The following is a 22,661-nucleotide window of genomic DNA, read 5'->3' as shown; positions in this document are numbered from 1 at the left end:
CGATCTCTTCATGTCCGGTCCTCTCATTGGGCCGGACTCTAGCATCAGATGGAAGAGTTATCGGGGGTCACAGCAGTATTTAACCCTACATCAATCGATAACTTAGAGTGGTGGACCAAGCTTTACGTGGGCAACTTGGGTCACACCCACCCCCTCACTCCCTCACCTTCACCCAAGCCGCCAGGTCCCGCAGCCGAGCCGACCGCTCCGACTCGAACGGCACCCCCGGCTCGTCGCTCATCAGCTCGGGGATCTCCGGCCCGATCTCCTCATAGGGCTTCTGCGTGCCCCCCCACCCCGGCTTCGGCCCGTTCAGCCCCTCGCTGTCGCGGCGGCGCAGATAGTCCATCGTCTCGCCCCCTTCGAGGACGCCCGCCAGCCGCGCGTGCATGAACCCTGCCAGCACCCGGTTCATCCGCGGCCCGTAGCCCTCGCCCAGGCTGCGGAAGAACCGCAGCACATCCTCCTCGATCATCAGCGTCACCCGCACCCGCTTGCCCGTGCCGCGCTCGCGCGCCAGCTCGTGCCAGGCGTCCGGCACCCGCCCCTCGGTCAGGATCTTCTGGTGCAGGTCCCACTCGAGCCGCCGCATCACGTCGGCCATGTAGTGATAGTTGACCCGCCGCGCCGCCTCGGCCTTGCTCTGCGCCATCGCCCGCCCTCCCCGGTTCACGCGCCCATCCTCGCCCCCGCGGGTTAAGCGGGCGTTAACCACCCGGCCGGTGGCGTTCGCATGAACTGTGCATGAACGCTGCATGAACGTTGCACGAACGTTGCACGAACGGCAGACGGGATGTGCATCCCCCTTTCGGGACCGGAGTCCCAAATGCGCGCCCCGCCTTCCCCTTCCCCCTCGCCTTGCGTATGTCCCCTGAAAACGGGGGTCTCATGAGCGTCAACAGCTTCGGCCGCATCTTCACCGTCACCACCTGGGGCGAGAGCCACGGCCCCGCGCTCGGCGCCACCGTGGACGGCTGCCCGCCCGGAATTTCTCTCTCGGAATCAATGATTCAGCCGTGGCTCGACCGCCGCGCGCCGGGCCGCTCGAAGCTCACCACCCAGCGGCAGGAGGCCGACCAGGTCCGCATCCTCTCCGGCGTGTTCGAGGGCAAGACGACCGGCACCCCGATCCAGCTGATGATCGAGAACACCGACCAGCGCTCCCGCGACTACGGCGACATCGCCGAGCGGTTCCGCCCCGGTCACGCCGACATAACCTATTGGCAGAAATACGGAATCCGCGACTACCGCGGCGGCGGCCGCTCGTCGGCGCGCGAAACCGCCGCCCGCGTCGCCGCCGGCGGCGTGGCCCGCGCGGTCCTCACCCAGCTCGCGCAACCCCTCCGCATCACGGGTTATATGGTGCAGATGGGCGAAATTTTCGCCGACCGCAGCCGCTTCGACCTGGCCGAGATCGACCGCAACGACTTCTTCCTCCCCGACGCCGCCGCGGTCCCCGAATGGACCGACTACCTGACCAGCATCCGCAAGGATCAGGACAGCGTCGGCGCGATGGTCGAGGTGCTGATCCAGGGCGCGCCCGTCGGGCTCGGCGCCCCGGTCTATGCCAAGCTCGACACCGACCTCGCCGCGGCGATGATGTCGATCAACGCGGTCAAAGGCGTCGAGATCGGCGAGGGGATGGCCGCCGCCGGCCTCAAGGGCACTGAAAACGCGGACGAAATCCGCATGGGCCCGGACGGACCGGTGTACCTGTCGAACCACGCCGGCGGCATCCTCGGCGGCATCTCGACCGGGCAGGACATCACCCTGCGCCTCGCCGTCAAGCCGACCTCGTCGATCCTCACCCCCCGCCGCTCGATCACCACGCGCGGCGAGGAGGTCGATGTGATCACGAAAGGCCGCCACGATCCCTGCGTCGGAATCCGCGCGGTGCCGGTCGCCGAGGCCATGGCGGCGTGCGTCATGCTCGACCACCTGCTGCTGGACCGCGCCCAAACCGGCGGGGTCCGCGGCCGGATCGGTTAGGCGGCGGCCGCCAGCTCGTCCCAGATCGCGAGCGCCTTCGCGCTGTACATGAGCGAGGGCCCGCCGCCCATGGTCACCGCCATGGCGCAGATGTCGCCCAGTTCCTCGCGCGTGCCGCCATGCTTCATCAGCGCCTGCACGTGGAACGCGATGCAGGGCTCGCAGCGGGTCGCGATGGCGATCCCGAGGGCGATGAACTCTTTCTCCTTCGCGCCCAGCACGCCGTTCTTCGTCGCGCCATGCTCGAGCGCCATGAACCCCTTGAGCGTCTCGGGGACGAGCTTGCTCAACTCCTTGTTCATGGCGCGCTGCTCGGCCATTTTCTCGGTCGCAGACATTCGATTTCTCCTATATGAAACGCCCCGGCTTACCGCCCGGCACGGCGGCTCGGCAAGCCCCCGCACACGAAAGGCTTAGGCGGCGGAGCGCTCCGCCTCGATCCGGAACGGCGTAACCGTCACGCGCTCGCCCTCGAAGACGCAGAACGACCCCTGCGGAATCTCGAGCCAGCCGGTCTCGTCGCTCTCGAGCGGTTCGGACACCACGGCCCGCCCGCCCCGCGTCTCGGACCAGCGGTGAAACAGCGTCGGCGCCTGGTCGTCGGACGCATAGCGCACCGCATAGAGCCGTTCGCCATCCGACAGCGCGCAGGTCAGCCGGACGTGTGGCGCCGTTCCCCGGGCGTGGGCCAGCGCCTCGAACCGCGCGGTGGCGCGGGCGAGCGCGCCGCAGGGGTCGCTGTCCAGCCCCTCGCCCACGGCGCAGAGAAACAGCGCCTCGCTGTCCGTCGCCCCCTTGCGATGGGCGTAGAGGTCGTCGGGGATCAGCACCTCGGCCGACCGGTGCCACAGGTCGTAGCCGCCGAACTGGCCGTTGTGCATGAAGCTCCACCGGCCGACGGTGAAGGGGTGGCAGTTGTTGCGGCTGGTCGCGGTGCCGGTCGAGGCGCGGACATGGGCCATGAAGAGATGCGAGCGCACCGTCGCCGTCAGGCTGCGGAGGTTCGGGTCCGACCAGGCCGGCATGACGTCGCGGTAGAGGCCGGGTTCGGGCCGGTCGCCGTACCAGGCGATGCCGAAGCCGTCGGCGTTGACCGGGGTGTGGCACCGCGTGGCCCCGTGGCTCTGGCGGACCAGCGAGTGGCCCGGCCGGCTCACGATGTCTTCCAGATAGATCGGCTTGCCCAGATAGGCCGCCCAGCGGCACATGCCTGTCCCCTCGCGGTTTCTCGTGATTTGCCCGCAATGTAACAGGCAAATCTCAAGAAATCACTACGTTTCAGCCGGCGCCGTTTTCCTCGACGATCACAAGGTCGCGCTCGGACGCGCCGCGGGCATTGTCCAGCGCCGCCTGATATTCCGGCGAGTGATAGCAGGCCTCGGCCGCCGCGAGGCTCGGGAAGCGGGCCACCACGTTGCGGGCCCGGTCGTTCCCCTCGAGCTGCACGTAAGCGCCCGAGCGCGAGAGGAACACGCCGCCATGCGCGGCAATCGCCGGACCCGCGGCCTTGGCGTAGCGACCATAGGCTTCGGGATCGGTCACCTTGACGTGGGCGATCCACAAGGCGGTGCGGGTCTCGGTCATGCGCGCTCTCCGATCAGGGTTTCGACGGCGGCGATGGCGGCGTCGGCCTCGGCGAGCGACGGCGCGCCGCCTTGGGCACGGTCGGGCCGCCCGCCGCCGCCCTTGCCGCCGAGGGCCGCGACGGCGGCTTGAACGATCTCGACGGCGCTGAGCCGGTCAGCGAGATCCGGGGTCACGGTCGCGGCGACGGTCGCCTTGCCCGCGTCCTCGGCCATCACCAGCACCGCGCCGGTCCCCAGCCCGCCCCGCATCTGGTCGGCCAGCGCGCCGAGCTCCTTGCCCGAAACGCCCTCGACCCGACGGGCGATCAGCTTGATTCCGTTGATCTCTTTCGGCGCCGCCTCGCCCTGCGCGCCGCCCATGGCCAGCTGCCGCTTGAGCTGGGCGATCTCGTTCTGCATCGCCTTGCGGTCGTCGGCCATGGCCTTGACCCGCGCCACGACGTCGCCCGCCTGCGCCTTGAGGAGGCCCGCGATGTCCGAAAGCTGCCGCTCGGCGTCCCGCAGATGGGCGAGCGCCGCCTGCCCGGTCAGCGCCTCGATCCGGCGGACCCCGGCGCTCGAGGCACTGTCGCCCAGCAGCACAAAGGCGCCGATGTCACCGGTGCGCGAGACGTGGGTGCCGCCGCAGAGCTCGATCGAGTAGGTGTCGCGGTTCGCTCCCTTGGCCGACCCCTCGCGGCGGCCCATCGAGACGACGCGCACCTCGTCGCCGTATTTCTCGCCGAAGAGCGCCTGCGCCCCCATCTCGCGGGCGTCGTCGGGCGCCATCAGCCGGGTCTCGACCGGGGTGTTCTGGCGGATGATCGCGTTCACCTCGGCCTCGATGCGGGCCAGCTCGTCCGTGGTCAGCGCCTTCCCGTGCGAGAAATCGAAGCGCAGCCGGTCGTCGGCGTTGAGCGAGCCCTTCTGCGCGACGTGATCGCCCAGCGCCTCGCGCAGCGCCTCGTTCAGCAGGTGGGTGGCCGAGTGGTTCGCCCGGATCGCGCCGCGCCGGTCGTGGTCGACCGACAGCGCCGCGCCCTGCCCGCGGGTGATCTGGCCCTGGGTCACCTCGGCCTGGTGGATCACGAGGCTGCCGGACTTGCGGGTGTCGGTCACGCGGGCGGCGCCGGTGTCCGTCTTGATCAGCCCGGTGTCGCCGACCTGCCCGCCGCTCTCGGCATAGAACGGCGACTGGTTGACGACGATGGCGACCTGCGCGCCCTCGCCCGCCGTCTCGGTCTCGGTGCCGCCCTCGACCAGCGCGAGGATCTGGCCCTCGGCCTCTTCGGTGTCGTAGCCGAGGAACTCGGTCGCCCCGAAGCGGTCGGCGAGCTCGAACCAGATCGCCGCGTCCTTCGCCTCACCCGAGCCGGACCAGGCGGCCCGCGCCTTGGCCTTCTGCTCGGCCATCGCGGCGTCGAACCCCGCGACCTCGACCGCGCGCCCCTGCTCGCGAAGCGCGTCCTGCGTCAGGTCGAGCGGGAAGCCGTAGGTGTCGTAGAGCTTGAACGCCGTCTCACCGGGCAGATCCGCCCCTTCGGGCAACCGCGCGAGCTCGTCGCCGAGCAGCCGCAGGCCGCGATCGAGGGTCTGGCGGAAGCGCGTCTCCTCGCCCTTCAGCGTCTCTTCGATCATCGCCTGGCCGCGGGCGAGCTCGGGGTAGGCGGCGCCCATCTGCCGGACCAGTGCCGGGACGAGCTTGTGCATCACCGGGTCCTGCGCGCCCAGCATATGCGCGTGGCGCATGGCGCGGCGCATGATCCTGCGCAGCACATAGCCGCGGCCCTCGTTCGACGGCATCACCCCGTCCGCGATCAGGAAGCTGGTCGAGCGGAGGTGGTCGGCGATGACGCGGTGGTGGACCTTGCCCGGCCCGTCCGGGTCGCTGCTGGTGGCGTGGGCCGAGGCCTCGATCAACGCCCGCATCAGGTCGGTGTCGTAGTTGTCGTGCTTGCCCTGCAGCAGTGCGCCGATCCGCTCGAGCCCCATGCCGGTGTCGATCGAGGGGTTCGGCAGCGGCTTCATCGAGCCGTCCTCGAACTGCTCGAACTGCATGAAGACGAGGTTCCAGATCTCGATGAAGCGGTCGCCGTCCTCCTCGGCCGAGCCGGGCGGGCCGCCCCAGATTGACGGGCCGTGGTCGTAGAAGATCTCGGTGCAGGGGCCGCAGGGGCCGGTCGGACCCATGCGCCAGAAGTTGTCGTCGGTGGGGATGCGGATGATGCGGTCGTCGCCGAGCCCCGCGACCTTCTTCCAGATCGTCGCGGCCTCGTCGTCGGTGTGGTAGACGGTAACCAGCAGCTTGTCGCCGGGGATGCCGAAGTCACGGGTCAGAAGCTCCCACGCGTAGGGGATCGCCTCTTCCTTGAAATAGTCGCCGAAGCTGAAATTGCCTAGCATTTCGAAGAAGGTGTGGTGCCGCGCCGTGTAACCCACGTTGTCGAGGTCGTTGTGCTTGCCCCCGGCGCGAACGCATTTCTGCGCCGTGGTGGCGCGGGTGTAGTCGCGGTGTTCGAGGCCGGTGAACAGGTTCTTGAACTGCACCATCCCCGAGTTGGCGAACATCAGCGTCGGGTCGTTGCGCGGCACGAGCGGCGAGCTGTCGACGCGGCGGTGGCCGTTCCGTTCGAAGAAGTCGAGATAGGTCGAGCGGATGTCGTTCAGACTGGCCATGAGCGGATTCCTGCGGCGGGATGCGGCGGCCACATCTAATCCCGCGTCCGCGCGCTGTCCAGAACGGGTGGGCGGTGGTCAGGAGCGGGAGGTGGCGGTGCGGGTTGAGTGAGGAACCTCGGTTTCCCGGCGAGTTCCAAATGCTGGCGTCGACCAGACCGAATAATCCACCCGATGCCACGCTTGCCAGCCTGCGGTGCCTCGGGCCCGCCCCCGCGCCAATTGATTGTAAGGCTGACACCCGTGTTCAGGTCCCGGCACCAACGCAATCGCGTCGTCTAGGCAGTCGGCACTCAGCCAAAACGCCGCGAGCCCCACGCCGCACCGGCGGCGCGGGGCATTGACCGCCCTACTCCTCGGTCAGCGCCTCGTCGTCCCCTTCGGGTCCGGCGCCGAAATCAAGCCCGTGGCTGGCCCGGATGCGGTCCTCGATGGCAAAGGCCACGTCCGGGTTATCGCGCAGGAACTGCTTGGCGTTCTCGCGCCCCTGCCCGATCCGCTCGTCGCCGTAGGAGTACCAGGCCCCGGACTTCTCGACCACGCCGGCCTTGACGCCCAGGTCGATCAGCTCGCCGACCTTCGAGATCCCCTCGCCGTACATAATGTCGAACTCGACCTGCCGGAACGGCGGCGCCACCTTGTTCTTGACGACCTTCACCTTGGTGGCGTTGCCCACCACCTCGTCACGGTCCTTGATCGCGCCGGTGCGGCGGATGTCCAGACGCACCGAGGCGTAGAACTTGAGCGCGTTGCCGCCGGTCGTCGTCTCGGGGTTGCCGAACATCACCCCGATCTTCATGCGGATCTGGTTGATGAAGATCACCATGCAGTTCGACCGCCCGATCGAGGCGGTCAGCTTGCGCATCGCCTGGCTCATCAGGCGGGCCTGGCTGCCCATCTGCATGTCGCCCATGTCGCCCTCGATCTCGGACTTCGGCGTCAGCGCCGCCACCGAATCGACCACGACGAGGCTCACCGCGCCCGACCGCACCAGCGTATCGACGATCTCGAGCGCCTGCTCACCGGTGTCGGGCTGCGAGATCAGCAGCTCGTCGAGGTTCACCCCCAGCTTGCGCGCATACTGCGGATCGAGCGCGTGCTCGGCGTCCACGAAGGCGCAGACCCCGCCCTTCTTCTGCTCTTCGGCCACCACGTGCAGCGTCAGCGTCGTCTTGCCCGAGCTTTCCGGCCCGAAAATCTCGATGATCCGCCCCTTCGGCAGACCGCCGATCCCCAGCGCGATGTCGAGCCCGAGCGAGCCGGTCGAGGTCGCCTCGATCTCGGCCACCGGGTTGTCGGCGCCGAGGCGCATGATCGAGCCCTTGCCGAACTGCCGCTCGATCTGCGCCAGCGCGCTGTCGAGCGCCTTCTGCCGGTCCGCACTACGCTTGTCGTCCATCTTCAGGATGCTCGCCCCAGACATTCTTGCCTACCCTCTAATCCAATGCCCGGTTGCGCACAACGCGCCCGGTTTGTTCACTTCCTGTTCTTGTTCCCTGTTTGCCCCAATATCCCTGCCGACGCAACGCCTTTGGCCCCGCTGATTCGAGAGCTTCGGCGAAAGAAGTTAAGAAACGATTGACCGGCTTTCGGCTTGCCGCGGCCGCCCCGGCATCCCAATTAGGTCCGATGCGTTGTCCTGCCCCACGCCGCCCATGACCCCCGCCGCCCGTGCCAGCGCCGCGATCGAGATCCTCGACGACATCTTCGCCGGGACGCCCGCCGAGCCGCGGCTGATCCGCTGGGCGCGGTCCAGCCGGTTTGCCGGCTCGGGTGACCGGGCCGCAGTGCGAGACCTCGTCTTCGACGCGCTGCGCCGGCGCCGCTCGCATGCGGCGCTCGGCGGCGCCGATACGGGCCGCGGACTGATCCTCGGCGCGCTGCGCGAGGCGGGCCACGACCCGGACACCATCTTCGCCGCCGCCCCCTACGCCCCGCCGCCGCTCACTTCGGCAGAGCGCGACGCAGGGCGCCCACCCTTGCCCGCCGAGGCCACCGACCTTCCCGACTGGATCGCGGACCTGCTGGCGACCGATCTCGGCCACGACTTCCCCCGGGTGGCCGAAGCCTTGCGCGAGAGGGCGCCGGTGTGGCTGCGCGGCAACCTCGCACGGGGCACACGCGAAACTGCGCGCGCGGCCCTGACGGCTGCTGGCGTCGAGACCTCCACCGATCCGCGCTGTGACACTGCGCTTCTGGTGACGAGCGGCGCCCGGAGCGTGCAGGGCTCGGCGGCCTATCGTGAGGGGCTGGTCGAGTTGCAGGACCTCTCGCCGCAGATGGCCTGCGCCGGTCTCGAGGTGGGGCCCAGTGTGCGTGTCCTCGACCTCTGCGCCGGCGGAGGCGGCAAGTCCCTCGCGCTCGCCGCCCGGGGCACCAAGGTGACGGCCTGGGACGCTACACCGGCCCGGATGCGCGACCTGCCGGCCCGCGCGGCGCGGGCGGGGGCGGCGATCGACATCGCTCCGGCGCTGCCGTCAGGGCCGTTCGATCTGGTCGTGGCGGACGTGCCCTGCTCGGGCTCGGGCACCTGGCGGCGGACGCCGGATGCGAAATGGCGGCTCACCGAGGCGGATCTGGCGCGGTTAATCACCGTCCAGGCCGAGATTCTCGACACCGCGGCCGAGCGGGTCGCGCCGGGCGGGCGGCTCGCCTACATGACCTGCTCGCTGTTTGCGGCCGAAAATGCCGGGCAGATCGATGCCTTCCTGCGGCGGAATCCAAGCTTTGCGCTGAAGGGCCAGCGCACCCTGACACCGCTCGACGCGAGCGACGGTTTTTTCGTCGCCGAACTCAGTTCATTAATGCCTGCTTAACCTGCCGCCCCTATCGTCAGAGCGATTCTGATGACGAGGGTGGCATGAAGCTGATTGCCAGCGCGCGCGCGGCCACGATCCTTCCCCTGCTGATGCTTCCGCTCGCGGTCGCCTCGCTGTGGCTGCTGGTGGCACCGCAGGTGGTCGAGCCGCGGGTGCTCGTCATCGTCGGTGCGGTGGTGGTGGCCTGGTATCTGCTGGGCGGCTGGATTGCCGTGCAGCGCCTGTCACAGGGGGTGACCCTCGCGCGCCAGGCGCGGACGGCGCGCGGGGCGCTTGTGGCCGAGCCGGGCTGCGCCTGGCTTGTGGATCCTGACGGGTTGGTGCGCGGACAGTCGCCGCAGGCCGAGCGGTCCCGCGACCTTCTGGGCGCGCCGATCGCGGCGTTGCTGCAGCGGGGGCGCGCCGATCCGGGGGCGGTTGCGGCGCGGCTGCTCTCGCGGGCCGCCGAGGGGCGCGGCGCCGAGGTCGCGCTGCCGGACGGGCAGCGGGTGACGGCGGCACGCCTGCCCGGGTCGCGGCTGCAGGTCTGGCGGATCGCCGTGCCCGAGCCGGCGGACGACGCCCCTGACCCCGGCGCCGAGGCCGCGCAGGTCATGCCGCTGGATCTGGCGGGAATGCCCGTGGCGATGCTCGACATGGACGCGATAGGGCAGGTCAGGGCCGTGAACCCGGCCGCCGAGGCGTTGCTGGGTCGGGTGCCGCCCGGGGCGTCGATGGGCGACCTCCTCGACGGGCTGGGCCGGCCGCTCTCCGACTGGATCGCCGAGGTCCGCGAGGGTCGCAGCCTCGGGCGCGGCGAAGTGATGCGGACCCGCTGCGAGGGCCAGGAGCGCGACGTGCAGGTGACGCTCGCCGCAGCCCCCGGGGTGGACCGCATCGTCGCCGTGCTGACCGACGCCAGCGCATTGCGCACGCTCGAGGACCAGTTCGTCCAGAGCCAGAAGATGCAGGCGATCGGCCAACTCGCGGGCGGCATCGCGCATGATTTCAACAATCTGCTGACGGCGATCAGCGGCCATTGCGACCTGCTGATGGTGCGGCGCGACACCGCCGACCCGGACTACGACGACCTCCACCAGATTTCGCAGAACGCCAACCGCGCGGCGGCGCTGGTGCGCCAGTTGCTGGCGTTCTCGCGCAAGCAGACCCTGAAGTCCGAGATCGTCGACCTGCGCGACACGCTGTCGGACCTGACGCACCTGCTCAACCGCCTGGTGGGTGAGCGGATCGTGCTGACCATCACCCACGACCCCGCGCTGCGCCCGATTCGCGGCGACGCGCGGCAGCTCGAGCAGGTGCTGATGAACCTGGTGGTGAACGCCCGCGATGCGATGCCGTCGGGCGGCGAGATCGCCATCCACACAGAGAACCTGCGCCTCGGGACAGGCCGCACGATGGAGGGGGCCAACCTGCCCCGCGGCGACTACGTGCGCATCACCGTGACCGATCAGGGCTGCGGGATGCCGCCGGAGGTGGTCGAGAAGATCTTCGAGCCGTTCTTCACCACCAAGCGCGTCGGCGAGGGGACCGGCCTTGGGCTCTCGACGGCCTACGGGATCGTGAAGCAGACCGGCGGCTACATCTTCTGCCGCAGCACGCCGGGTGAGGGCACGGTGTTCTCGCTCTATTTCCCCGCCCGCAAAGCCGGCAAGCCGCCGGCCCCGCCGGTCGAGGCGTCCGCGCCGGCGACGCTGCCCGGCGGCGCGGCCGAGCGGCGCCGCGTCGTGCTGCTGGTCGAGGACGAGGCGCCGGTCCGCTCGTTCGCGCGGCGGGCGCTGAACCTGCGCGGCTTCGACGTCGTCGAGGCCGACAGCGGCGAGGCGGCGCTGGCCATCCTGCGCGACGAGGGGCTGACGGTCGACCTTCTGGTGAGCGACGTCGTGATGCCCGGGCTGGACGGGCCGAGCTGGGTCCGCGAGGCACTGGTCAAGCGGTCCGGCACGCCGGTGATCTTCATGTCCGGCTACACCGATGTGCCGCTGACTGACGGCATGGCGCCGATCCCTAATGCGGTGTTTCTGGCGAAGCCCTTCTCGCTAAGCGAGCTGGCGGCCTGCGTCGAACGGCATCTCCTAGGTGCGACGGGACAGCGCGGATCGGGGCCGGCCGCTTGACGCATTCTGTCGGCAAGATGTCGGCTAAGGCGGGGTTTTCCAAGCCATCTGGACCCGACCCGCGACGCGCAATAGGAGGGCGTATGGCCCATCTGCGCCCGCTTCCCTTGTCGCAATCCATTGCTCCAGGTCGACGCGACCGGGATTGCCCGGCGTGGTCCGAACTGCATGAAGGCTGACCGCTCACTCTCCCGGTTGCCACTGCTTGCGGCATTGGTCGCCACGCTCATACTTGGCGCGGCGCTCACCTATGCAACGGCCCGCCTCGAGGACAGGGCGGCGGATGCCCGCTTCGACCGGCTCGCTGATCTGGTGGTGGGAAGCTTCCAGCAGCGGATGACACAGCATGTCGCGCTTCTCAGGGCGACTCGCAGCTATATCGAGGCCGAGAATGGCGCGGTCTCCGCCTCGGAATTCTCGGATTACGTGTCGGATCTGCGACTGAGCGAAAACTCGGCCGGTATCCAGGGCATTGGATACGCGCCACTCGTGGATGCTAGCGCACGTGAGATCATCGCGGCCCAGCTCTCGCGTCAACAGGGGCGGACGATCACGCTTCGCCCCAAGACGGACCAGACGTCGCTGGCCCCAATCGCGATGCTCGAACCGCAGGACACACGGAACACCCGCGCCCTGGGCTTCGACATGTACGCCGAGCCGGTGCGGCGCGCAGCAATCGCCGAAGCCCTGCGGACCGGAGAGGCACGAGCCAGCGGGCCGGTTGAGCTGGTGCAGGAGATCACCGCCGACAAGCAGGTCGGGTTTCTCATCTACCTGCCAACCCGTCAGCGTCTGGCCGGTGTTGAGGCCGCTCGGCGCGAAGCTGTGGTTTATGCGCCGTTCCGCGCGGGCGACCTCAACCGCGCCGTGCTGGCGGACCTGCCGGCCCTGCCGCTGACCGTGCGGGTAATCGACCTCGGTGCGCCCGGCACACCGCTCTTCGACAGCGCGACGGACCCGGCGCCGCGACACCTCGCCCTGCGCGCAACCGTTCGCGAGGTTGACGTGGCTGGGCGCCGCTGGCAGTTCACCCTGACGCCCACCCCGCAATTTCTCACCATCCGCGACCGATCAGCCGCCATCACCGTTGGCGCGCTGTCTCTTCTGCTGCTTGGCGCAGTCGCCGTGGCGATGATGAACTTGCGCCGCCTGCTCGAGGCAGCGCATCGGGCTGCCGAACTGGCCGAGCGGCAGGCGGCCGACAGGGCATTGCTGCTGCGGGAAATGCAGCACCGGATCAAGAACCACATTGCCCGCATCCAAGCCATTTCCCGGCAAACCGCACGGGGTGCCGCGGACCTTTCCGAGTTCGAGCGGGTTTTTGGCGGCCGGCTTGCAGCGATGGCCAAGGCGCAGGACGCGCTCGGGCGCGATGGGGGAGAGCGGGCAGACCTCAGGGCGCTTCTTCACAATGAATTGGCGCAGGTTCTGGACACGGCTGTAGTCGATCGCATTCTCGTCGGCCCGCCCGTTTCGCTCGGGGCGAGAGAGACACAGGCTGTCAGTCTCGTGGCTCATGAACTCATGACCAACGCGATGAAGTACGGCGCCGGCCCACGTGGGGGGCGCACGGCGGGGGACGGGCTGACGATCTCGTGGAAAACGACGCGCGTCGACGGGACGCCGTGGATTCTGATCACCTGGTTCGAACAGGCGGCAATGTCCCCCGCAACCACCGACCGGGTGAGCGCACCAGCGCCGCAGCCAGCGAGCGCCTTAAACCCGGGCGGCTTTGGCTCGCAGCTGATCGAGGCCCTGATCGAAGGAGACCTCGGTGGACGCTTCGTGCGGACATTCGCGCCCGAAGGAATGACCGTCGAGATCGCGTTCCCGCTGTCCGACATGTGACTCGGCGGCTGACTGCCTGCGAACGCCGGCTAGAGTGCCTCGCCCACCGCCGGACCGGCCGGAGTATCGACCAGTTCGGGATTAGCGGGCGCCCCCTCCTCACCCCGCGCCTCGCGGTTCCGGGCGGCGAACAGCGCCCCGCGAGACGCCCCGATCAGGGCCCCGCGGTTGGCGGCCACCACCGCGAGCGATCCCGGCGTGCCCGTTCGCGGCGCGCCGAGCGGGGCGCCGAGCAGCGTCAGCCGCTCGCGCGCGCGGGCCACCTTGCCGGGGTCCACGGGGCCGGCGAGGGCGAAGCGGTTGTAGGTCTCGGCCGTCCCCACCATGCCGTCGAACCCGCGCTGCAGGAACGCCGCCCGCAGCTCGTCGAACCGGGCCAGATACTTCGTGGCGTTCACCGCCGTGCGCGAGTGGAACGCGCCGGCCGCGCGGCGCCAGTCGCCCGTCTCGGCGTAGAGGTCGCGCACGAAGCGCGCGGCGTAGCGGGCGTTCTCGAGCGGGTCGAACATCTCGACCACCGAGGGAAAGTTCTCGCCGTGCCAGCGGTAGTTGAGCTGGAAACACCCGATGTCGAGGTTCAGGCGGCCCTGGTCGATGCGGTCCTGGGCGAAGGCCAGTGCCTCGGCCGGGTCGTCGAACCAGCTGCCGGCGCCCTCGGCATTGACGCTCCACGCCCAGGGACGGACGACGCCGGCGCGGCGGCGGCCGGTTTCGGTCAGGGTCAGGGTGGCGAGGATATCGGGGGGCACCCCGACCTCGGCCGCCGCGGTCAGCGCCGCCCATTCGCAGACGGCCGCCGGCTGGTCGGCCGGATCGACCGCCGCCCGCGCCGCCCACGGCGCCAGCACCAGCATCAGGATCACCATCACCCGCGCCATGCTGCCCCCTGCGTCACGCCCCTGACGAGAGGCCTAGCACCGAAGGCTTAAGACGAGGTTGACGTCAGCCGAAAAGCTCGCGGCAGAAGCTCAGCCCCTCGACCAGCGCGTCGACCTCGGCGGGGGTGTTGTAGAGCGCGAAGCTCGCCCGCGCCGAGGCGGGGATGCCGTAGAACTGCATCAGCGGCATCGCGCAATGCGTCCCCGCGCGCACGGCGATCCCGCGCTTGTCGAGGATCGTGGCGATGTCGTGGGCGTGCGCCCCCTCCATCGTCATCGAGAAGATCGCGCCTTTCCCAGGCGCATTCCCCTGCACCGACAGCCAGTTGAGCGCCCCCAGCCGCTCGCGCGCATAGGCGCCGATCTCGGCCTCGTGCGCGGCGATCCGCGCCATCCCGAGCCCCATGAGATACTCGAGCGCGACGCCAAGGCCGATCTGGTTCACGATCCCCGGCGTCCCCGCCTCGAAGCGCAGCGGCGGGTCGGCGTAGCTGACCGCCTCACGCGTGACCTCGCGGATCATGTCGCCGCCGCCGAGGAAGGGGCGCATCTCGTCCTGCCGCTCGCGGCGGATCCAGATCGCGCCCGAGCCCGAGGGGCCGTAGAGCTTGTGGCCGGTGATGCAGTAGAAGTCACAGCCGAGCGCGGCCACGTCGACCGGCATGTGCACCGCCGCCTGGCTGCCGTCGACCAGCACCGGCACGTCGGTCCCCCGCGCGATCGCGCCCACGTCCACGATGGTGCCGGTGACGTTCGACATATGGGTGACGGCGATCAGCCGGGTGCGCGGTCCGACCGCGGCCAGCACCTTGTCGGCGGGCAGGCTGCCGTCCGGCTCGGGCTCGACCCAGCGCAGCACGACGCCCTGCCGCTCGCGCAGGAAATGCCACGGCACGATGTTGGCGTGATGCTCGAGCACCGAGAGCAGGATCTCGTCCCCCGGCTGCAGCCGTGGCGCGGCCCAGGCGTAGCTGACAAGGTTGATCGCCTCGGTCGAGCCCGAGGTGAAGATCACCTCGTCCTCGTGCGACGCGCCGAGGAAGCGGGCGATGATCCCGCGCACCCGCTCGTAATTCTCAGTGGCGAGGTTCGAGAGGTGGTGCAACCCACGGTGGACGTTGGCGTATTCGCCCGCATAGGCGCGGCTGATCGCGTCGATCACGGCCTGCGGCTTCTGCGCGCTCGCGCCGTTGTCGAGATAGACCAGCGGCCGCCCGTTCACCTGCGTCGAGAGGATCGGGAAGTCGGCGCGGATGGCGTCGAGGTCGAGGCTCATGTGGGCACCCCCGGGATCAGGCCGAGCGTCGCGGCGAGCATCGACATCAGCAGGCTGGTGAGCATGACGGTCCCGAAGATCCCGAGCACCACGAAGAACGGGTTGCGGAAGCCGTGCACCGCCATGGTCATCGCAACGATCAGATAGGCCGCGATCAGCAGCGTGGCGAGGCCGACGAGCGCGCCGAGCGGCGGCAGCACCACGGTCAGCACCAGTTGCAGCGCCTGCAGCGTGATCAGCACCGCCTCGACCCAGCCGATCGCCAGCAGCGCGTCGCCGAACTTGCCGGTCCCGCCGAAGATGCGTCCGACCTCGGCCAGCAGGAACGCGGCCAGCGTCGCCGAGGCGACCTGCACGCCGGCCATCGCCATCGGCTCGCGGGCGAGGGTCGCCAGCACGCCGGCCCCCTCGGCAGAGCCGGGAAGGAGCTGCGCGCCAAGCCAGCTCAGCACCGCCGAGAGCGCCGCGGTGGCGAGCACCAGCGACCAGGCGTCGCCCGTCGTCAGCGGCAGGCGCCGGAGCTGTTGCCAGGCGATCAGCGGGTTGCGCAGGGTCAGTTTGATCAGCGGGATCATGCCGGCTCTCTTTGCAGGGTCAGGGCGCGCAGCCCGGCGATCCAGAACAGCAGGAAGGCCGCGCCGGCCACGGCGTGAACCAGCGTCAAGCCCGGCCCCGGCCCGACCAGCCCGGCCACCAGCCCGCCCAGAAGCATCACCGGCGCGGTCGCCGCCAGCGCCCAGATCAGCGCCAGCCGCGCGAGCCGCCCCTCGATCCGGCCCCCGGCCGCGCGGATCAGCGCGCCCGACAGGGTTCCCACGGCCATAACGATCAGCGGCATCAGGAACAGCGTCGCCAGCAGCGCCCCGCCCAGACGCGCCTGCAGCGGCACCGACGGGTCGAGCGTGGCGGCCCGCGCGTGGCCGGGCCACTGGGCGACGAAATAAATCGCCATCGTGCCGAACAGCAGCGCCAGCATCGCCGGCTCAGGCATCGCCGCCATGCCACGCACCGCCCGGCCCGGCGCCCGCCAGGTCGAGAGGATACGCGGGATCAGGCCCATGCCGCGCGGCGGACGGCGTGTCATGGCGTGCTCAGGCCCCTGCCCCGCCCGGTCCGGGCAGCGCCGTGGCCCGCGCGGTCAGCCAGTCCTCGAGCCGCTCGCCGATCTGGGTCCGCAGCGCCTCGTCCTCGACCTCGTCCAGCGCGTCGGCGAGGAAGGACAGCACCAGCAGCACGATCGCCCGCTCACGCGGCACCCCGCGCGAGCGCAGATAGAAGAGCGCCGTCTCGTCCAGCGCGCCGGTGGTCGAGCCGTGGCTGCATTTCACGTCGTCGGCGTAGATTTCCAGCTCGGGCTTGGCGAGGAACTGGCTCGCCTCGTCCAGCAGCAGCGCCTGGCTGATCTGGTAGCCGTCGGTCTTCTGCGCCCCCGGCTTGACGAGGATCTTGCCCTGGAACACCCCGGTGGCGCCGTTCTTCAGCACCTTCTTGAACACCTGCCGGCTTTCGCCGCGCAGGCCGCCGTGGGTCACGAACACCGTGTCGTCCTGGTGGAAGCCGTCGCCGTCGCCCAGCACCGCCGCCGCGACATGGGCGAGCGCGTCGTCGCCCGCGATGTCGATCCAGCTTTCCTGCCGCATATGCGCACCGTCCACCGACAGCGCAAAGCTCTTCAGCGCAGCGCCCTCGGCCAGCCGGGCGAAGAGATGCGAGACCGAGACCCGCGGCTGCCCGGCGCGATGCGCGGCGACGTGGTTCAGGCGCGCGCCGGCGCCGAGGTCGGCCTCGATCACCACGTTGCCGCGGGCGCCCACGATGCCGTTCTCGAGCAGCGTGAGCGCCGCCCCGGGCTCGAGCCGCAGGACGTGGTGGCAGAGCACGTCGGCCGCGTCGTCGCTGCGGCGGTAGAGGATCTGGACCGGCCGCGCGACCGAGCCGGTCACCCGGATCACCGCCCCGTCCCGGGCGGCGGCGGTGTTCAGCGCCGCGAAGGGGCGGCGCACCGGCACCTGCCCGGCGGCCTCGAGCACGCCGTAGGCGGCCCCGACCCAGTGGCCCGGCTCGGCGTCGGCGCGGCTGAGCGGGGCGATCTCGATCCCTTCGGCCTCCAGCGGGTCCGAGGCCGCGGCGTCGAAGGCCCCGTCCACGAACACCAGGCGCAGCCGGTCGATGTCGGCAAAGAGCGGCGGATCGCCGAGCGCCGGGTCCACGGCCACCGGCCGCGGCGCCTCGGCGTTGAACGGCGCGGGGTCGGTGTAGCGCCAGTATTCATCGCGCGGACGCGGCAGGCCCATGGCCCGCAGGCGCGCGGCCGCCTCGGACCGCGCGGGGGCCAGCGTGCCGTCGCGCGCGATCCCCACGGTCAGCCCGTCGAGCCGCGCGGCCAGCGCGTCGCGCGGCGCGGGCGTGCCGCCCTCGACGGTCGGGGTCTGCTGGGTGAGGGTCGCGGCGTCAGCCATCGACGGCCTCGCTCAGGATGTCGGCATAGCCGTTCTGCTCGACCTCGAGCGCCAGCTCGGGCCCGCCGGTCTTCACGATCCGGCCGTCGTGCATGATGTGCACCACGTCCGGGCGGATATGGTCCAGCAGGCGCTGGTAGTGGGTGATGACGAGGAACGCCCGCTCGGGCGAGCGCAGCGCGTTCACCCCTTCCGCCACCAGCCGCATCGCGTCCACGTCGAGGCCCGAGTCGGTCTCGTCCAGGATGCACATCCGCGGCTCGAGCATCGCCATCTGCAGGATCTCGTTGCGCTTCTTCTCGCCGCCCGAGAAGCCCACGTTGACCGGGCGCTTCAGCATCTCGGCGTCGATGTCGAGGCCCTTGGCCTTCTCGCGCACCACCTTGAGGAACTCGCCGGCGGTCAGCTCGGCCTCGCCCCGCGCCTTGCGCTGCGCGTTCACCGCCGTCCGCAGGAAGGTCATGTTGCCCACGCCCGGGATCTCGACCGGATACTGGAACGCCAGGAACAGCCCCGCCGCGGCGCGCTCCTCGGGCTCCATCTCCAGCAGGTCGGCGCCCTCGAGCGTCGCGGTCCCCTGCGTGACCTCATAGCCGTCGCGGCCCGACAGCACATAGGAGAGCGTCGACTTGCCCGACCCGTTCGGCCCCATGATCGCGTGGACCTCGCCCGCCGGGACGGTCAGGTCGACCCCCTTGAGGATCTGCCGCGAGCCGTCCTCGAGCTCGGCGTGGAGATTGGTGATGTTCAGCATTCCTGACCCCTCGGGCGCCGGCTCAGCCGACGCTTCCTTCCAGTGAGATGGCCACGAGGCTCTGGGCCTCCATGGCGAATTCCATCGGCAGCGCCTGCAGCACCTCGCGGCAGAAGCCGTTGACGACCAGCGCCACCGCCTCTTCCTCGCCCACGCCGCGGGCGCGGCAGTAGAAGAGCTGGTCGTCATCGACCTTCGAGGTGGTGGCCTCGTGCTCGACCCGGCTCGAGGTGTTCTTGACCTCGATGTAGGGCACGGTGTGCGCCCCGCACTGGTCGCCGATCAGCAGGCTGTCGCACTGCGTATAGTTGCGGCTGTTGGTCGCCCGCGGGTGCATCGACACGAGCCCGCGATAGGTGTTCTGGGCGCGGCCCGCGGAAATCCCTTTCGAAACAATGCGCGAGCGGGTGTTCTTGCCAAGATGGATCATCTTGGTCCCGGTGTCGGCCTGTTGGGCATTGTTGGCGATGGCGATCGAGTAGAACTCGCCCTGGCTCGCCTCGCCGCGCAGGATGCACGAGGGGTATTTCCAGGTGATCGCGCTGCCGGTCTCGACCTGCGTCCACATGACCTTGGCGCGCGCCTCGCGGCAGTCGGCCCGCTTGGTGACGAAGTTGTAGATGCCGCCCTTGCCCTCTTCGTCGCCCGGAAACCAGTTCTGGACGGTCGAGTACTTCACCTCGGCATCCTCAAGCACGACGATCTCGACCACCGCGGCGTGCAGCTGGGCGGTGTCGCGCTTGGGCGCGGTGCAGCCTTCAAGGTAGCTGACGTGGCTGCCCTTGTCGGCGATGATCAGGGTGCGCTCGAACTGGCCGGTGTTCTCGGCATTGATGCGGAAATAGGTCGACAGCTCCATCGGGCAGCGGACGCCCGGCGGGATGTAGACGAACGAGCCGTCCGAAAAGACCGCGCTGTTCAGCGTGGCGAAGAAGTTGTCGGACTGCGGCACGACCGAGCCGAGGTACTTGCGCACCAGCTCGGGATGGTTGCGGATCGCCTCGGAGATCGAGCAGAAGATCACCCCCGCCTTGGCCAGCTCGTCCTTGAAGGTCGTGCCCACCGACACGCTGTCGAAGACCGCGTCGACCGCGACCCGCCGCGCCTCGGCCGGGGCGCCCTCGGCGCCCTCGATCCCGGCAAGAATCGCCTGTTCCTTGAGCGGGATCCCCAGCTTTTCATAGGTGGCGAGCAGCTTGGGGTCGACCTCGTCCAGCGACTTCGGCTTGACCGCCATGCTCTTGGGGCGGGCGTAGTAATACTGGTCCTGATAGTCGATCTCGGGATAGTTGAGCATCGCCCAGCGCGGCTCCTCCATCCCCTGCCAGCGGCGGAACGCGGCGAGCCGCCATTCGGTCATCCACTCGGGCTCGTCGTTGCGCTGCGAGATCAGCCGGACGATGTCCTCGTTCAGCCCCTTCGGGGCGTATTCCATCTCGATGTCGGTGTCCCAGCCGTATTTGTAGGACCCCATGCTGGCCACGGTCTCGACCGTCTCGCGGTCCACGCCCTCGCGGACGTCCAGTTCCTGCGGGCCCGTCTCCGCCATCATGGTTTCAGCCATCGGCCTCACCTTCCCTGCTTGCTCTGCCAGCGGGCGCGGGCGGAAAGCCACGCGGCGGCAAAGCGGTCCAATTCCTCTGGCGTCGTCGTCGCCCCGAACGACACCCTGAGCGCGCACCCGGCATCCGCCTCAGGCACGCCCATCGCCCGCAACACCCCGCTGGACCGGACCTTGCCCGACGAGCAGGCCGACCCCGCCGAGACGGCGAAACCGGCGAGGTCCATCTGCATCACCTGCGTCTCTCCGCGCCAGCCGGGCGTCAGGATCGACAGCGTCTGCGGCAGCCGGGGGGAATCGCGTCCCGGCAACATAGTGTTTCCGTCATGATCTTCCAGCCTCATCGCCAGCCGGTCGCGCATTTCGGCCAGTTTTTCCGCCATTCCCACCGCGAGGTCGCGCTGCGCCGCCACCGCCGCGGCCGCGAAACCGGCGATTCCGGCAAGGTTTTCGGTCCCCGCACGGCGCCCGCTCTCTTGCCCGCCGCCGCGCAGCCGGGCGGGACGGTCGGCGCCTGCGCGCAGGATCAGCGCGCCCACGCCGCGCGGGCCGCCGAGCTTGTGGGCGCTGACGAACCCCGCCGCGACGCCGAGCCAGTCGAAGGCGAAGGGGATCTTGCCGAACGCCTGGGTCAGGTCGCTGACCGCCAGCCCCTGCGGCAAGTCCTGGATGACCCCGGTCTCGCTGTTGGCGAGCTGCAGCGCAGCGCCCGCCGGGTCCGCGACCGTCACCCGCCCGCTCGGCTCGACCGGGAGCGTCTCGGCGCACCAGGCGCGGACCGCGTCATGCTCGATCCCGGCGCAGGCGAGCCCCTGCCCCTCGAGCGCCAGCGCCGCCGCCTCGGTCGCGCCCGAGGTGAACACGATATCGGCCTGCGCCGCGCCCAGCGCCTCGGCCAGCGTCTCGCGCGACCGCTCGAGCAGCATCTTGGCTGCCCGCCCCTCGGCATGGACGCTCGAGGGGTTGCCGGTCACGTCCAGCGCCTCGGCCATCGCCGCCCGCGCCTCGGGGCGCAACGGCGCGGTGGCGTTCCAGTCGAGATAGACGCGGCTCACGGCGCCTCGTCCGGCGCGGCCGCCCCCTCGCCCAGCGCCGCGGCGATGCGCCCGGCAAGGCGGCGCGCGACCTCGGTCTTGGGCAGCCGCGGCCACGGCTCGGCGCCGTCCGCGGTCACGAGCACCACGGCGTTCTCGGCCCCGCCCATGATCCCGGTGGCCGGGCGGACGTCGTTGGCGACGATCCAGTCGCAGCCCTTCCGCGCCCGCTTGGCGGTGGCGTTGACGACCACGTCGTCGGTTTCGGCGGCGAACCCCACCACCAGCGCGGGGCGCCGGTCCGAACGGCTGATCCACGCGAGGATGTCCGGGTTTTCCGCCATCTCGAGCGCCGGGGGCCGGCCCGAGCCGTCCTTCTTCAGCTTGCGGTCGGCGGCGTTCACCACGCGCCAGTCGGCCACCGCGGCGGCCATGACCGCGGCATCGGCTGGCAGCGCGCCTTCCACCGCGTCGCGCATCTCGCGCGCCGTTTCGACCGCGATCACCTCGACGCCCTCGGGCGGCTGCACCTCGGCCGGGCCGGTGACGAAGCTGACCCGCGCGCCCAGATCGCGCAGCGCCGCGGCGATCGCGGTCCCCTGCGCGCCCGACGAGCGGTTGGCGATGTAGCGCACCGGGTCGATCGGCTCATGCGTCGGGCCGGAGGTGACGATGACGTGACGACCTTCAAGCGGGCCGGGGGCGGGGAGCGCGGCGCCGGGGTCGGTGGTGCCGGTCGGACTGGCGGCTGCCGGTTGGGCCTGCACCGGGCCAACGGCGCGCGTCGCCGCGGAGCCGTCTGCGGCAAGACCCGAGCCATTGGCCGTGCCGCTCGTCTCGGTATCTAAGCGGCCTACGTCAAGCGGCGCCCCCTCGCCCCACCCCGCGAGCGCCGCCTCCGTCTCGCCACGCCCGGCTGCACCAGCGGCCGCGCGGACGGCAGAATCCGGCGTGAGCCGAAGGATGGCGTCGGTCAACCGCAGCGGCGCCTCTGCCCCGCGGCCCGTCTCTTCGGCCAAGCCGCCACCCGAACCTGGGCCAGCCGCGCCCCCACCCAAGGCCTCGCGGATCGCCGCAACGATCGCCGCAGGCTCGGCCATCCGCCCCTCGCCCCACTCGCCGCAGGCCATCGCCCCGACATCGGGCCCGACCGTCAGGATCCCGTCGCCGCGCAGGGTCTCCAGATTGCGGCGCGTGGCCGGATGCTCCCACATCCGCACGTTCATCGCGGGCGCGATCAGAACCGGCTTGTCCGTCGCCATGAGCAGGGTCGAGGCGAGGTCGCCCGCCAGCCCCGCCGCCATCTTCGCCATGAGGTCCGCCGTCGCCGGCGCGACCACGACCAGATCGGCCGCGCGTGACAGCTGGATATGCCCCATCTCGGCCTCGCGCGTGAGGTCCCAGAGCGCGGTGTAGCACGCCTCGCCCGACAGCGAGGCGAGGGTCAGCGGGGTGACGAACTGCGCGCCTCCCTCGGTCAGGACGGTGGTGACCCTGACGCCCTCGCCGGAGAGCAGCCGGATCAGCTCGGGCGTCTTGTAGGCGGCGATCCCGCCCCCGACGATCAGCAGAACCCGCCGCCCCTGCATCCCAGCCTCCGCCTCTCGCCCATGCGCCCTTCGGCGCCTCGACGGGCGCCGGTCACGCCAGTCCTAGGCGACCCGCGGCGGCGGGGCAAGGAATGGGCG

19 protein-coding genes are annotated in these 22,661 nt (G+C 70.3%); 4 read left to right on the top strand and 15 right to left on the bottom strand.

Features of this window, described 5'->3' with window-relative positions; translation table 11 throughout:
• Window positions 1-154: 154 nt before the first annotated feature.
• Entirely contained in the window at window positions 155-652 is a 498-nt protein-coding gene (locus ACFHYO_RS15470) for a BrnA antitoxin family protein (protein WP_394321571.1), read from the bottom strand.
• Between the two features lie 236 nt (window positions 653-888).
• On the opposite strand from ACFHYO_RS15470, the gene aroC reads away from it, so the two are divergent.
• Window positions 889-1,989, top strand: a complete 1,101-nt coding sequence (gene aroC / locus ACFHYO_RS15465; protein WP_394321569.1) for a chorismate synthase — start codon at window positions 889-891, stop codon at window positions 1,987-1,989.
• On the opposite strand, the gene ACFHYO_RS15460 is transcribed toward aroC, so the two are convergent.
• The 5 genes from ACFHYO_RS15460 to recA form a co-directional block, all read right to left on the bottom strand.
• On the bottom strand, window positions 1,986-2,327 hold the full coding sequence (locus tag ACFHYO_RS15460) for a carboxymuconolactone decarboxylase family protein (protein WP_394321567.1): 342 nt from the start codon (window positions 2,325-2,327) through the stop codon (window positions 1,986-1,988). The two genes, aroC and ACFHYO_RS15460, sit on opposite strands and share 4 nt — an antisense overlap.
• Window positions 2,328-2,402: 75 nt before the next feature.
• Window positions 2,403-3,197 (bottom strand): class II glutamine amidotransferase, encoded by a 795-nt coding sequence (locus tag ACFHYO_RS15455; RefSeq protein WP_394321565.1) that lies wholly within the window; start codon window positions 3,195-3,197, stop codon window positions 2,403-2,405.
• Between the two features lie 70 nt (window positions 3,198-3,267).
• Entirely contained in the window at window positions 3,268-3,573 is a 306-nt protein-coding gene (locus tag ACFHYO_RS15450; protein WP_043130850.1) for a DUF1330 domain-containing protein, read from the bottom strand.
• Window positions 3,570-6,230 carry an alanine--tRNA ligase gene (alaS, locus tag ACFHYO_RS15445; protein ID WP_394321563.1) on the bottom strand — a complete coding sequence of 887 codons (2,661 nt, stop codon included), beginning with the start codon at window positions 6,228-6,230 and terminating at the stop codon, window positions 3,570-3,572. The genes ACFHYO_RS15450 and alaS overlap by 4 nt, the downstream gene beginning before the upstream one ends.
• A 349-nt stretch (window positions 6,231-6,579) precedes the next feature.
• On the bottom strand, window positions 6,580-7,653 hold the full coding sequence (recA, locus tag ACFHYO_RS15440; RefSeq protein ID WP_036711437.1) for a recombinase RecA: 1,074 nt from the start codon (window positions 7,651-7,653) through the stop codon (window positions 6,580-6,582).
• Window positions 7,654-7,885: 232 nt separating this feature from the next.
• Between recA and ACFHYO_RS15435 the strand changes: the two genes are divergently transcribed.
• The 3 genes from ACFHYO_RS15435 to ACFHYO_RS15425 all read left to right on the top strand — a co-directional run bounded on the left by ACFHYO_RS15435 (window position 7,886) and on the right by ACFHYO_RS15425 (window position 13,011).
• Complete coding sequence (locus tag ACFHYO_RS15435) at window positions 7,886-9,046, top strand: RsmB/NOP family class I SAM-dependent RNA methyltransferase (RefSeq protein WP_394321561.1); 1,161 nt, start codon at window positions 7,886-7,888, stop codon at window positions 9,044-9,046.
• A 44-nt stretch (window positions 9,047-9,090) separates the two neighbouring features.
• Window positions 9,091-11,163 carry a hybrid sensor histidine kinase/response regulator gene (locus ACFHYO_RS15430; protein ID WP_394321559.1) on the top strand — a complete coding sequence of 691 codons (2,073 nt, stop codon included), beginning with the start codon at window positions 9,091-9,093 and terminating at the stop codon, window positions 11,161-11,163.
• A gap of 168 nt (window positions 11,164-11,331) precedes the next feature.
• On the top strand, window positions 11,332-13,011 hold the full coding sequence (locus ACFHYO_RS15425; protein WP_394321557.1) for a CHASE domain-containing protein: 1,680 nt from the start codon (window positions 11,332-11,334) through the stop codon (window positions 13,009-13,011).
• 29 nt (window positions 13,012-13,040) lie between these two features.
• On the opposite strand, the gene ACFHYO_RS15420 is transcribed toward ACFHYO_RS15425, so the two are convergent.
• The 9 genes from ACFHYO_RS15420 to ACFHYO_RS15380 all read right to left on the bottom strand — a co-directional run bounded on the left by ACFHYO_RS15420 (window position 13,041) and on the right by ACFHYO_RS15380 (window position 22,562).
• Entirely contained in the window at window positions 13,041-13,889 is an 849-nt protein-coding gene (locus ACFHYO_RS15420; protein ID WP_394321555.1) for a lysozyme family protein, read from the bottom strand.
• A gap of 64 nt (window positions 13,890-13,953) precedes the next feature.
• Window positions 13,954-15,165 carry a cysteine desulfurase gene (locus ACFHYO_RS15415; protein ID WP_394321553.1) on the bottom strand — a complete coding sequence of 404 codons (1,212 nt, stop codon included), beginning with the start codon at window positions 15,163-15,165 and terminating at the stop codon, window positions 13,954-13,956.
• Window positions 15,162-15,740, bottom strand: coding sequence for a YIP1 family protein (locus ACFHYO_RS15410; RefSeq protein ID WP_394321551.1), 579 nt, complete (start codon window positions 15,738-15,740; stop codon window positions 15,162-15,164). The genes ACFHYO_RS15415 and ACFHYO_RS15410 overlap by 4 nt, the downstream gene beginning before the upstream one ends.
• Window positions 15,737-16,249, bottom strand: coding sequence for a hypothetical protein (locus ACFHYO_RS15405; protein WP_394321549.1), 513 nt, complete (start codon window positions 16,247-16,249; stop codon window positions 15,737-15,739). Before ACFHYO_RS15405 ends, ACFHYO_RS15410 begins: the two co-directional genes overlap by 4 nt.
• Window positions 16,250-16,256: 7 nt before the next feature.
• Complete coding sequence (locus ACFHYO_RS15400; protein WP_052176577.1) at window positions 16,257-17,624, bottom strand: SufB/SufD family protein; 1,368 nt, start codon at window positions 17,622-17,624, stop codon at window positions 16,257-16,259.
• Window positions 17,617-18,378 carry a Fe-S cluster assembly ATPase SufC gene (gene sufC, locus ACFHYO_RS15395; protein WP_036700075.1) on the bottom strand — a complete coding sequence of 254 codons (762 nt, stop codon included), beginning with the start codon at window positions 18,376-18,378 and terminating at the stop codon, window positions 17,617-17,619. Before sufC ends, ACFHYO_RS15400 begins: the two co-directional genes overlap by 8 nt.
• A gap of 22 nt (window positions 18,379-18,400) precedes the next feature.
• Complete coding sequence (sufB, locus tag ACFHYO_RS15390) at window positions 18,401-19,930, bottom strand: Fe-S cluster assembly protein SufB (protein WP_156113465.1); 1,530 nt, start codon at window positions 19,928-19,930, stop codon at window positions 18,401-18,403.
• A 17-nt stretch (window positions 19,931-19,947) separates the two neighbouring features.
• The gene (locus ACFHYO_RS15385; protein ID WP_036706430.1) at window positions 19,948-20,994 is read right to left on the bottom strand and encodes a cysteine desulfurase family protein; all 1,047 of its coding nucleotides are present in this window, start codon (window positions 20,992-20,994) and stop codon (window positions 19,948-19,950) included.
• The gene (locus ACFHYO_RS15380) at window positions 20,991-22,562 is read right to left on the bottom strand and encodes a bifunctional phosphopantothenoylcysteine decarboxylase/phosphopantothenate synthase (RefSeq protein ID WP_394321547.1); all 1,572 of its coding nucleotides are present in this window, start codon (window positions 22,560-22,562) and stop codon (window positions 20,991-20,993) included. Before ACFHYO_RS15380 ends, ACFHYO_RS15385 begins: the two co-directional genes overlap by 4 nt.
• Window positions 22,563-22,661 lie beyond the last annotated feature (99 nt).

It is taken from the genome of Paracoccus panacisoli (assembly GCF_042435015.1).
GTDB classification, from domain to species: Bacteria; Pseudomonadota; Alphaproteobacteria; order Rhodobacterales; family Rhodobacteraceae; genus Paracoccus; species Paracoccus panacisoli.
Note: the sequence above shows the minus strand (reverse complement) of the source record. Positions and strands in the feature narration are given on the sequence as shown.

What these genes read in the sequence shown, in the direction of transcription:
- sufB (WP_156113465.1), bottom strand. Translation starts at nt 19,930, where the DNA reads ATGATGGCGGAGACGGGCCCGCAGGAACTGGACGTCCGCGAGGGCGTG.
- sufC (WP_036700075.1), bottom strand. Translation starts at nt 18,378, where the DNA reads ATGCTGAACATCACCAATCTCCACGCCGAGCTCGAGGACGGCTCGCGG.
- ACFHYO_RS15380 (WP_394321547.1), bottom strand. Translation starts at nt 22,562, where the DNA reads ATGCAGGGGCGGCGGGTTCTGCTGATCGTCGGGGGCGGGATCGCCGCC.
- ACFHYO_RS15470 (WP_394321571.1), bottom strand. Translation starts at nt 652, where the DNA reads ATGGCGCAGAGCAAGGCCGAGGCGGCGCGGCGGGTCAACTATCACTAC.
- alaS (WP_394321563.1), bottom strand. Translation starts at nt 6,230, where the DNA reads ATGGCCAGTCTGAACGACATCCGCTCGACCTATCTCGACTTCTTCGAA.
- ACFHYO_RS15455 (WP_394321565.1), bottom strand. Translation starts at nt 3,197, where the DNA reads ATGTGCCGCTGGGCGGCCTATCTGGGCAAGCCGATCTATCTGGAAGAC.
- ACFHYO_RS15420 (WP_394321555.1), bottom strand. Translation starts at nt 13,889, where the DNA reads ATGGCGCGGGTGATGGTGATCCTGATGCTGGTGCTGGCGCCGTGGGCG.
- aroC (WP_394321569.1), top strand. Translation starts at nt 889, where the DNA reads ATGAGCGTCAACAGCTTCGGCCGCATCTTCACCGTCACCACCTGGGGC.
- recA (WP_036711437.1), bottom strand. Translation starts at nt 7,653, where the DNA reads ATGTCTGGGGCGAGCATCCTGAAGATGGACGACAAGCGTAGTGCGGAC.
- ACFHYO_RS15405 (WP_394321549.1), bottom strand. Translation starts at nt 16,249, where the DNA reads ATGACACGCCGTCCGCCGCGCGGCATGGGCCTGATCCCGCGTATCCTC.
- ACFHYO_RS15460 (WP_394321567.1), bottom strand. Translation starts at nt 2,327, where the DNA reads ATGTCTGCGACCGAGAAAATGGCCGAGCAGCGCGCCATGAACAAGGAG.
- ACFHYO_RS15400 (WP_052176577.1), bottom strand. Translation starts at nt 17,624, where the DNA reads ATGGCTGACGCCGCGACCCTCACCCAGCAGACCCCGACCGTCGAGGGC.
- ACFHYO_RS15425 (WP_394321557.1), top strand. Translation starts at nt 11,332, where the DNA reads ATGAAGGCTGACCGCTCACTCTCCCGGTTGCCACTGCTTGCGGCATTG.
- ACFHYO_RS15415 (WP_394321553.1), bottom strand. Translation starts at nt 15,165, where the DNA reads ATGAGCCTCGACCTCGACGCCATCCGCGCCGACTTCCCGATCCTCTCG.
- ACFHYO_RS15450 (WP_043130850.1), bottom strand. Translation starts at nt 3,573, where the DNA reads ATGACCGAGACCCGCACCGCCTTGTGGATCGCCCACGTCAAGGTGACC.
- ACFHYO_RS15410 (WP_394321551.1), bottom strand. Translation starts at nt 15,740, where the DNA reads ATGATCCCGCTGATCAAACTGACCCTGCGCAACCCGCTGATCGCCTGG.
- ACFHYO_RS15435 (WP_394321561.1), top strand. Translation starts at nt 7,886, where the DNA reads ATGACCCCCGCCGCCCGTGCCAGCGCCGCGATCGAGATCCTCGACGAC.
- ACFHYO_RS15430 (WP_394321559.1), top strand. Translation starts at nt 9,091, where the DNA reads ATGAAGCTGATTGCCAGCGCGCGCGCGGCCACGATCCTTCCCCTGCTG.